This is a genomic window from Leptolyngbya sp. GB1-A1 (assembly GCF_039962475.1).
Taxonomy (GTDB): Bacteria; Cyanobacteriota; Cyanobacteriia; order Elainellales; family Elainellaceae; genus Leptolyngbya_A.
Genome location: NZ_JAMPLI010000094.1, coordinates 1 through 9,156, shown reverse-complemented (window position 1 = coordinate 9,156; position 9,156 = coordinate 1). Strand labels below are relative to the sequence as shown.

General features: G+C 48.0%; 11 protein-coding genes. All 11 read right to left on the bottom strand.

The features are described 5' to 3' along the window. Positions 1–269: 269 nt before the first annotated feature. The 11 genes from NDI45_RS30030 to NDI45_RS29980 all read right to left on the bottom strand — a co-directional run bounded on the left by NDI45_RS30030 (position 270) and on the right by NDI45_RS29980 (position 8,775). Entirely contained in the window at positions 270–683 is a 414-nt protein-coding gene (locus NDI45_RS30030) for an ester cyclase (protein WP_348249975.1), read from the bottom strand. Between the two features lie 32 nt (positions 684–715). After that, positions 716–1,552, bottom strand: a complete 837-nt coding sequence (locus NDI45_RS30025) for an alpha/beta hydrolase (RefSeq protein ID WP_348249974.1) — start codon at positions 1,550–1,552, stop codon at positions 716–718. Positions 1,553–1,642: 90 nt separating this feature from the next. Further along, on the bottom strand, positions 1,643–2,644 hold the full coding sequence (locus NDI45_RS30020) for an NAD(P)-dependent alcohol dehydrogenase (protein ID WP_348249973.1): 1,002 nt from the start codon (positions 2,642–2,644) through the stop codon (positions 1,643–1,645). Between the two features lie 36 nt (positions 2,645–2,680). Continuing rightward, positions 2,681–2,875, bottom strand: a complete 195-nt coding sequence (locus NDI45_RS30015) for an SDR family oxidoreductase (RefSeq protein ID WP_190789629.1) — start codon at positions 2,873–2,875, stop codon at positions 2,681–2,683. Between the two features lie 48 nt (positions 2,876–2,923). Continuing rightward, positions 2,924–3,679 (bottom strand): SDR family oxidoreductase, encoded by a 756-nt coding sequence (locus NDI45_RS30010; RefSeq protein WP_348249972.1) that lies wholly within the window; start codon positions 3,677–3,679, stop codon positions 2,924–2,926. After that, positions 3,676–4,092, bottom strand: coding sequence for a nuclear transport factor 2 family protein (locus NDI45_RS30005; protein WP_348249971.1), 417 nt, complete (start codon positions 4,090–4,092; stop codon positions 3,676–3,678). The genes NDI45_RS30010 and NDI45_RS30005 overlap by 4 nt, the downstream gene beginning before the upstream one ends. Positions 4,093–4,208: 116 nt before the next feature. Then, entirely contained in the window at positions 4,209–4,934 is a 726-nt protein-coding gene (locus tag NDI45_RS30000; protein ID WP_348249970.1) for an alpha/beta fold hydrolase, read from the bottom strand. Positions 4,935–5,025: 91 nt separating this feature from the next. Continuing rightward, complete coding sequence (locus NDI45_RS29995) at positions 5,026–5,772, bottom strand: SDR family oxidoreductase (RefSeq protein ID WP_348249969.1); 747 nt, start codon at positions 5,770–5,772, stop codon at positions 5,026–5,028. A 73-nt stretch (positions 5,773–5,845) separates the two neighbouring features. After that, complete coding sequence (locus NDI45_RS29990) at positions 5,846–6,637, bottom strand: CPBP family intramembrane glutamic endopeptidase (RefSeq protein WP_348249976.1); 792 nt, start codon at positions 6,635–6,637, stop codon at positions 5,846–5,848. Between the two features lie 226 nt (positions 6,638–6,863). Beyond that, on the bottom strand, positions 6,864–7,901 hold the full coding sequence (locus NDI45_RS29985; RefSeq protein WP_348249968.1) for a kelch repeat-containing protein: 1,038 nt from the start codon (positions 7,899–7,901) through the stop codon (positions 6,864–6,866). Between the two features lie 145 nt (positions 7,902–8,046). After that, positions 8,047–8,775, bottom strand: a complete 729-nt coding sequence (locus NDI45_RS29980; protein WP_348249967.1) for an SDR family oxidoreductase — start codon at positions 8,773–8,775, stop codon at positions 8,047–8,049. Positions 8,776–9,156 lie beyond the last annotated feature (381 nt).

Sequence of the window (9,156 nt, the reverse complement as noted above, 5' to 3'; positions counted from 1 at the left end):
ACACCGGATGAATATGAGAAGAAATGGAATGAACAACAAAAAGGAAATGTGATATAAAAGAGACACTTCCTTAAAGTCTTCGATCTCCTGTCCGAATTCATGGGTTCACTTCACAGCTTAGGGTTTGATGTTGGGGCGATTTGGCTGTGCCGACTCTTGACAATAGCGCATTGAGTCAGGACTATTGCTCTTGAGCATGGTCACTAACGGCGTGAGCGAGAAGCACCAACCAAACGTTAAGTGTCAGTGCAAATAGCCTGTAATGTAGGCTATACAAGATTTTCTCCGCGTAACTGCTGCATCATAGCCAGTGAATCACCTAGCCCCCAATGATCGATGACCTTGCCATCTCTCAGACGATCGACATGTACGACTGAACATGTCACCTGCTTGCCTGTCGGCTCAATACCAAGGAATTCTCCGCGATGAGTACCAGTAAACGTGCCACGGGTAACAACCTTGTTGTCTTCAGCAATGACATCTTCAAACGTGTGGTAACTATCTGGAAAGGCAGAGCGAAAGGTCTGCATGTACTTAAAAAATTGGTCGCGACCGTGGATAACAGATCCTAGTGAATGAACAACACCATTCTGGGCAAGCAGTTCCTTCATTTGCTCTAAATTTCCTTGGTCATAAGCTTTGTACCATTGGAGGACAATGGCTTTGTTCTGTTCTAATGACATTGAAAGTTTCTCCCTAAGTAAGGTGTAATCTGTTAGTTTTTCTTGAGGAAGTCAAGCAAGACAGGATTCACCCGATCGGCATGTGTCCAGTTGATGGCGTGCGGTCCGCCAGGAATGACAACAAGTTGACTATTTTTAATCAGCTTCGGGAGTCTTGCTGCGGTGGACTCCAGTGGCAAAATCCGATCGCTATCACCATGAATGATCAGGGTTGGTACATCAATGCGGGGCAGATCGTCGCGGAAATCGGTGAGCCAGGAAGGGACGCAATCCAAAGTCCCTTTGGCAGAAGCCCCTGCTGCCACATTCCAACTGGCTTGAATTGCCTCATTGCTGATGCGATCGCCCAGCAACACATCCACATTGAAGAATTCTCTGAAAAATGTAGAGAAGTAGGCTGGACGGTCTTCAACGATCGCTTTCATGATGTCATCAAAAACACTTTGATCAACACCTTCAGGATTATCATCGCTCTTCAGTAAGAAGGGCGGCACCGGAGCCATCAGCACGGCTTTCTGCACCCGCTCTGAGCCGTATTTGCCAAGATAACGTGTGACTTCACCTGTTCCCATTGAGAAACCGACCAGCACGGTATTTTGCAAGTCAAGCTTGGTCATGAGTGTATTCAAATCGGTGGCGAAGGTATCGTAGTCATAGCCAGATGAGGGTTGGCTAGAAGCACCGAATCCTCGGCGATCGTAGGTAATTACTCGATATCCTGCATTCAGTAAAACTAAAACCTGCTTCTCCCAGGAATGTCCGTTCAATGGAAATCCATGAATCAGTACAATCGGTTGTCCTGTCCCAAGATCTTCGTAGTAGAGATCGATGTTTGCAGAGTTTTCTTGACCAACGGTAATGTAAGGCATGAGAGGTTTCTCCTTTGTAAATCGATGGTGAGTTTTTGTGTGTGTGAAAGCTTTGCTTGGAGGTACGACTCCTGTGCTCTTAGCGTTTTTCTAGTGTTTCAACACAATTCGATATCGAGCTTTTCCTGCTTCAAGATGAGCGATTGCTTCATTCACTTGATTAAAATCAAAAGTCTCTGTGACAGGTTCAATCCCATGGCGAGTTGCAAAGTCAAGCATTTTTGCAGTTGTTGTCGGGCTACCAAGAGGACTGCCCGATAAGGATTTTTGTCCAAGGATTATGGGGAACGCACCCATCTGAATCGCATTCGGTACGACTCCAACAAAATGTAACCGTCCTTTGGGACGCAGCGCGTCAATGTATATTCCCCAATCTAGATCTGCATTCACAGTTGAGAGAATAAAGTCAAACGAGTTGGCAACATCCTCAATTGCTTTAGTATCGCGAGAGTTGACGAAGTGAGTGGCCCCCAACTCACGGGCTTCAGACTCTTTATCAGGATTTGTCGAAAACGCAGTGATATCACATCCCCAAGCTTGTAGGAACCGTATTGCCATATGTCCCAAACCGCCAATGCCAATTACACCGACTTTATCAGTTGACTTCACGTCGAACTGAACAAGTGGGTTAAACACGGTAATGCCACCACAGAACAGTGGTCCTACCTTAGCTGGATCAATTCCTTCTGGCAGAGGAGTGACCCACTCTTCATGTGCCCGCACCTTATCAGCAAAGCCTCCGTACCGACCGACGATAGTTTGCTCTGCTGTTAGACACAAGTTGTGCTCGCCTGACATGCACCACTCGCAATGCATACAAGAATGGGAGAACCAACCTAATCCGACTCGCTGACCGATTTTAACGGTTGTCACACGATCGCCAACGGCTGCAATGGTTCCGACTACTTCATGACCAGGAATAAGGGGATACTGGCTAATGCCCCAGTCATTTTTTAACATACTCAGATCGCTGTGGCAGACCCCACAGTACTCGACATTGATTTCTACTTCTTCATCTTTTAGCGCACCCGGATCATATTCAAATGGCTCCAGTAATCCGCCTGCTGTTTTGGCTGCATAAGCGTGAATCATGCTTGTTTCCCTCTTGAGTGTATTCAGACTGAATTCTCACTCCAGTTGTGAGAAAACTTTCTTGGTAGCGGTAAAGCCGCCATCAATTTTGAGACTCGTACCTGTAACAAAAGCAGTTTCAGAACTAGCAAGATCAGAGACTATGCCAGCCACCTCGTCACCCTGTCCGTAGCGACCGAGGGCAGTCATCTTGGTCTGCTCTGCAGCAAAGTCGCTGTCTGCGGGATTCATATCGGTGTCGATCGCTACTTGGTCGCAACGTTTCGCACTGCCTTTCGACTACTGCGCTACAAACCCACCATCTACCATCAATGTTGCACCTGTTGTGAACGATGCCAGGTCAGATGATAAAAACAGGACTGCATTTGCAACTTCAAGCGGTGTTCCAATTCGTCCGATCGGGTGAAGTCCTGTTATGTAAGCTTTGGCTTCATCCTGCCCACCTGTAGCTGCTTCAAGCATATCTGTTTGGATTGCTGCTGGTGCAACGGCATTGATGCGAATCCCCGCTTTGGCACATTGGAGCGCAGCAGCTTTGGTTAAACCGACTACTGCATGTTTACTCGCGGCGTAGAGGGGTTGGATAGGATATGCAACGAATCCAACCACAGATGCCATATTGACGATTGAACCACTTCCCTGTTTCAACATCTGAGCGATTTCATATTTCATCGACAACCAAACGCCTTTGACATTGACGTTCATTGTGCGATCGTATTCAGCTTCTGTTTGCTCAATCAATGAGGGGTTTTCGCCGACCGTTCCTGCATTATTAAAGGCAATATCTAACCGACCAAAAGCGCCAACTGCTTTATCAACCATTGCTTTAACATCGGCTTCTTTCGTGACATCTGCTTGCACAAAAATCGCCTCTCCGTCAGCCTCCTGAATCAATCGAACCGTTTCTTCACCTTCATCCATGCGACGACCAACCACTACCACCTTTGCTTGTTGTTGGGCATAAGCGATCGCCGTTGCACGACCAATTCCTGAAGTTCCGCCAGTGACTAACGCCACCTTATCCTGAAGTGTCATTCTATTTCTCCTAAAATCAAGTCGGGTTGTTCTCTCTTGAATTCGCTACTCGCTGATACAGGTTCCATATACAAGCGTGCCCACTCGATCTGATCCGCTTGTATGCCAAGAATAGTCACCCCGCGCATACCAAACTGCGTACCATCACGATGGGTGCCGAACCAGTACCACTCAGCCCAAGCCGTGTCACCCTCAACTGCCGAACGGAGCAACTCTGAGTGAAAGTCTGGGATGGCGTGGAAGATGCCAGACCAGTTCTTACGGGCATTCTTAATTCCCTCGATCTCTCTCTCAGGATGGAGTGGATGATTGCCCTGAAAGTTGGGTGCAAAGCAGGCTAAAAGCGCTTCCAGGTCTTGTGCGTTCTGTGCTTGTTGCAGTCGTTCTATGACGGCGATTTGTCTAGTTTCCATAATTTCTTCTTGTTTCTCTCCGTGTTGTAAATTGAGTCACTCAACGGTGTTCAAGCTATTTTTCTACTTCTCAAAGAACGGCAACTCGTTTATTTTGTTATGAAACCATCATGTTGCTAGTCCCGTCCTGCCACAATAATCTTTTCTACTAAACCAACCGGGTTAGAAAACATCACCTCATGGCTACCGGGCATTTGCACGAACCGAAATTGCCCTAAGCGATTAGACATCCTGGGATGCCATCCCCACTCGCCTTGAGGCAGGGCAGTGTCTTCTGTGCAGTAGAGGTAACTTTTAGGAATGGGCAGCGAGTAAAACTGCCTCAAGTCCAGCTTGTCAATCCACGGTTGATACGGTTCAGGGGATAGTTGTGCGTAACTTGATCGAGCTAAATCGAGGTCAGCATCGTTGAGAAACGCTTCTCGCCAAAGCTCAAGCGGCATCACCATCATCTGATCGTTTGATTCTCTAACTAGCTCGTCGAGTAATGTTTGAAGATGCGGTGGAACGTTATCTCTAAGGCTCTCTCCATCGTTGAGGACAAAGGCACCGAAGAAGATGAGCCGTCGAATGCGATCGGGAATCGCTTCAGCAACTTTCGCAATGATTGTTCCGGCAAAACTATGACCTAAGAGAACAATATCGGTTAAATCTTTGCCAACAATGTAATCAACGATCGATTGGGTGCATTGAGCATGGTTGACGTTTTTGTTCATACCTTTTCCATGTCCAGCGATCGTAGGAGCAAAAGCCTGATGACCTCTCGCTTCTAGATGTTGGATAACCGCATTCCAAGCAGAACCATCATGCCAGGAGCCATGAACTAAGACAAAAGTTGTCATAGAATTCCTTTAGTTGCGATCTGAAAATCAAGCCCATTTGTTCTCTCTTGAAATGGACGATTCACTGTAGTCCACGATCAACAATCAAAAATTAACTCACTGTAAATCCACCATCGATTACCAAAGGTTGTCCCGTGATGTAGCTGGCAGCATCAGAACACAGAAAAACAACCGCTTGAGCAATTTCTGCTGCCTGACCCATACGACCCATTGGAACCGTAGACCCTACATCATCAGTCGAGCCGCTACTCAAGCGATCCATCATTGCAGTAGCAATCAGTCCAGGATTGACAGCATTAATCCGAATACCTTGTTTGGCATAATCGAGTGCAGCAGAGCGCGTCAGCCCCATTACCGCGTGTTTGCTGGCAATATAGGGAGATATTCCTGGAAACGCAATTAACCCACCCATTGACGAATTATTGATAATCACACCTGCTCCTTGGTTGAGCATCTGTTGAACTTCATATTTCATACACAAGAACAGCCCTCGTACATTAATCGACATCAGTTTGTCAAAATCCTCAATCGATTGTTCGTGCAGTGGTTTGATAGGAGGCTCAATCCCAGCATTATTAAAGGTACAATCGAGTCTGCCGTAGGTGGCGATCGTTTTCTCGACTAAAGCTTGAACTTCTGCTTCATCGGATACGTCCGATCGCACAAAGAGGCACTCTGCTCCGGTATCGCGAATCAGTGCAGCAGTTTCTTCACCTTCTGCCTCCCGCCTCCCGGAGAGCACCACTTTTGCACCAGCTTCCCCGAACGCAACTGCGGTTGCACGACCAATTCCTGAAGTTCCGCCAGTGACTAACGCCACTTTATCTTGAAGTATCATTCTATTTCTCCTAAAATCTAAGTCCGGTTGTTCTCTCTTGGAATAATCATGGAAATCGCTTTAGGAAAAAAGCTTAGACAAATCTTGTCAGCAAAAGACTAAGAGCAAAGGAAAAGGCATGAAAGCTGATGTGAGATAACATCGCAGCCTCAAGCGAGTATTGCCAAAAGAGCCAACCAAACGCAATGCCAGCAATCCCATTGAGTAATATCGCTCGGATAACCACAAGTGGAGTGAGTGGAGCGATCGCGGCAGTCGCTGGCAGGTGTAAAAGTCCAAATACCAACGCAGCTAGAACGATCGCACCCTGGTATATTCCTTGACTTGGCACCGTAACGCCTTGTTTTAACACCTTCCACGCTATCCAAACAAGCAGCGACATTAAGCCCCAGCGCATCAGAATCTCCTCAGTGATGCCGCCATAAAGCATTGCTGTAAGTGAACTTAGCCAATTCGGTTCTGTGTTATTGGATGCCTGTAGCGCTTCAGGTAGAGCAGGTTGCATCAACCGATCGAGCAACAGGAGAACGATCGTCACCGCTGCACCCACACCCAAGCTCCATTTCATCTCAACGGCAAAAGATGGAGACTTAGCGGTGTGAAACACCCAATGATCAATTAAATGTGAGTGTAATCCAACGCGATAGGCACAGCCAATTCCGACCAGAATGCTGATTGCCAATAGAATTGAATACTGTAGTCCTTGCAGCAGCATTAAAATCCACAGTGGCGGAACTTTTGCCAGTATTTCTGGAGACAGTTTTGCCAACTGTTGCTCGACTAAAGGAATAGATGTGATCGTAAACATCACAATTCCCACACTGCCCAATACAAATAAAATCCCAAATTGTTTCAGAATTGCCATTGGTTTAATCTCCAGCGGATCGTCGTCTTGAGGCAGATTGGGAAGGTGCTGAGGAGACAAACAATGTAGGAGGCTCCTGCACTAACGAACAAGCTTGTTTGAAGACTCGAAGGCAGGTTCGAGTACCTAAGCGCGCTCGCGGCTTTTAAGGCAGATTGGGCGTTAGCGATCGTCAGATTACGAGCTTGATCCCCCAACCCCTGGATACGCCCATGAAAACTGTGGCTTAAGGCAGTACCAGCACCTCGTGGATTGCTGTCGCTGCATTTCCGCCTGTTTGGGTTCCGCCACCAAACACAAAAATCCGGTTGCCAATTGACGATGCTCCCAATCCATGCCGTGGAGTTGGCAAGGGCGGCAATGCCTCCCAATCATCGGTTTCCGGGTCGTATACCCAACTTTCGGCGAAAACCTTCTGCTCTGGAACCCACTGTTCGCCGCCAAACACGTAAAGCTTGCCGTTGAGTGCAGTTGCAGCCAGACCCCCCTGGGCTTGAGGCATGGGCGATCGCGTTTCCCAACGATCGAGCTGCGGATCGTAGACCTCAAGATTTGGCACATTCACCTGCTGCGTCGTGCCATCGGCATTCCTGACAAACTGGCGACCCCCAACCACATAGATCTTGCCATCAATCACAGCCGCTGCTGCACTGTTTCGCGCTGTCGGGGCATCGGCAAGAGTTGCCCAACGCTCAGTCGCCGGATCAAAGACTTCGTTTCGCACACTGTCGATGTGGTCATTGAATAGCCGAGCGTCGTCAGTAGCTCGAACGCGCCCACCAATCAGAAATATCTTGTCATCGACCACTGCAGATACGCCCTCGGCACGAGCCTCTGGTAGGTCAGTCCCTCCAGTCCAAGTATTAGCGGCAGGATCGTAGATGAACATTGTCGGCTGCGCTCGCCAGTCTGGAAATCCACCTGTGAAACCGCCCACACCATAGAGCAAGCCATTGACTGCCGACAGCGTAATGTGATGACGGGCTTCAGGAAGCGGTCTTAATACTGTCCATGCATCATTGACGGGGTCATAAGACTCGAAGTGCGCTGAGAACCCGGTGTTTGGGCTCAGTAGACCGCCAACCACGTAAATTTTGTTGTTTAACACTGCTGGATAAAGCTCTTGCCGAGCGACTGTTGGCTGTGCAGCTTCAGTCCAATAGGGCAACTGGCTTTGTGCTTGACTGAGCACGGGCGAACCTAACGCTATGAGCGAAAAGACCAAGAGCGACAGGAAAATCGAATATTTGTATCTACGCGGCATAGTACATACTCCATTACTCAAACATTTTTAAGCTGAAATCTTTTCAAGAACTGCATTATCAATACTTCCGTGTTGATGAATTCGGACTGCTTTCATGGTGTGCTTCCTTTGTAATGTGTTGAAGATGAAATATGTCGAATTTGAATTAGGCAAAACCGCCGTTGGCGCGAAGCACTTGAGCATTGACCCATCCCCCGTCCGGGCCTGCTAGAAATGAGACCACACGCGCAATGTCGAGGGGTTCTCCAAGCCGTTCTATTGGAGCAAGCTTGCTGAGCTGCTCAATCTGCTCCTGAGTCTTGCCCTGAAGGAAGAGTTCTGTCGCAATTGGTCCTGGCGCGACCGCATTCACCGTAACGTTGCGACCCCGCAGCTCATTAGCCAACACCCGTACCAGTCCTTCGACTCCCGCTTTAGATGCAATGTAAGCTCCATAGCTTGGAAACGACTTAGCAATCACGCTGCTGGAGAGCGCAATGATGCGTCCGCCATCAGTGATATGCTTTGCCGCTTGAGCCAACACGAGAAACGTACCGCGAAGATTCGTTGCGATAGTGTTGTCGAACAGTTGCACGTCATTGTCGATGATGGGCGACAATGGCATGATCCCGGCACTATGAACGACAACATCGATCGCTCCTAGCATGGTGATGGTGTGCTCGAAAAGCTGCTCTACCTCGTTCTCCTTCGAGATGTTGGCTTTTACGGCGATCGCATTGCCCCCCGTAGCCTGGATTTCACCGATAGCCTCATCAGCCTGTGCAGCGTTTGCTGAGTAGTTTACAACAACAGAAAATCCATCTGTTGCAAGTCGCTTTGCAATTTCGCGTCCAATTCCGCGAGAGGCTCCAGTCACAATTGCTGTCTTTACCATGATTGACCTCGTAATGTTCTAGGTTCAGTTGGTTGAGAGTAGTGAGTAAAAAACTTGTTCAAGTCTTATGACTGTTTGGATCGCAATTGAATAATGCAATGCGATAGAAACTGGTTTTCCCGCCGGTTGCAAGCCAAAGATTTCCCCTTGGTGAGTCGCAACCATCTGGGCACGTACACCAGCACGATCTGGTTGTGCAATCACCTCGTCAATGATGATCTGCAAGTCGGAAACGTAGTAAAAACATCGACTACTGCGCTACAAACCCTGAAGTGAACCCATGAATTCGGACAGGAGATCGAAGACTTTAAGGAAGTGTCTCTTTTATATCACATTTCCTTTTTGTTGTTCATTCCATTTCTTCTCATATTCATCCGGTGT

What these genes read in the sequence shown, in the direction of transcription:
- NDI45_RS29985 (WP_348249968.1), bottom strand. Translation starts at nt 7,901, where the DNA reads ATGCCGCGTAGATACAAATATTCGATTTTCCTGTCGCTCTTGGTCTTT.
- NDI45_RS30000 (WP_348249970.1), bottom strand. Translation starts at nt 4,934, where the DNA reads ATGACAACTTTTGTCTTAGTTCATGGCTCCTGGCATGATGGTTCTGCT.
- NDI45_RS30025 (WP_348249974.1), bottom strand. Translation starts at nt 1,552, where the DNA reads ATGCCTTACATTACCGTTGGTCAAGAAAACTCTGCAAACATCGATCTC.
- NDI45_RS30010 (WP_348249972.1), bottom strand. Translation starts at nt 3,679, where the DNA reads ATGACACTTCAGGATAAGGTGGCGTTAGTCACTGGCGGAACTTCAGGA.
- NDI45_RS29995 (WP_348249969.1), bottom strand. Translation starts at nt 5,772, where the DNA reads ATGATACTTCAAGATAAAGTGGCGTTAGTCACTGGCGGAACTTCAGGA.
- NDI45_RS30020 (WP_348249973.1), bottom strand. Translation starts at nt 2,644, where the DNA reads ATGATTCACGCTTATGCAGCCAAAACAGCAGGCGGATTACTGGAGCCA.
- NDI45_RS30015 (WP_190789629.1), bottom strand. Translation starts at nt 2,875, where the DNA reads ATGAATCCCGCAGACAGCGACTTTGCTGCAGAGCAGACCAAGATGACT.
- NDI45_RS30005 (WP_348249971.1), bottom strand. Translation starts at nt 4,092, where the DNA reads ATGGAAACTAGACAAATCGCCGTCATAGAACGACTGCAACAAGCACAG.
- NDI45_RS29980 (WP_348249967.1), bottom strand. Translation starts at nt 8,775, where the DNA reads ATGGTAAAGACAGCAATTGTGACTGGAGCCTCTCGCGGAATTGGACGC.
- NDI45_RS30030 (WP_348249975.1), bottom strand. Translation starts at nt 683, where the DNA reads ATGTCATTAGAACAGAACAAAGCCATTGTCCTCCAATGGTACAAAGCT.
- NDI45_RS29990 (WP_348249976.1), bottom strand. Translation starts at nt 6,637, where the DNA reads ATGGCAATTCTGAAACAATTTGGGATTTTATTTGTATTGGGCAGTGTG.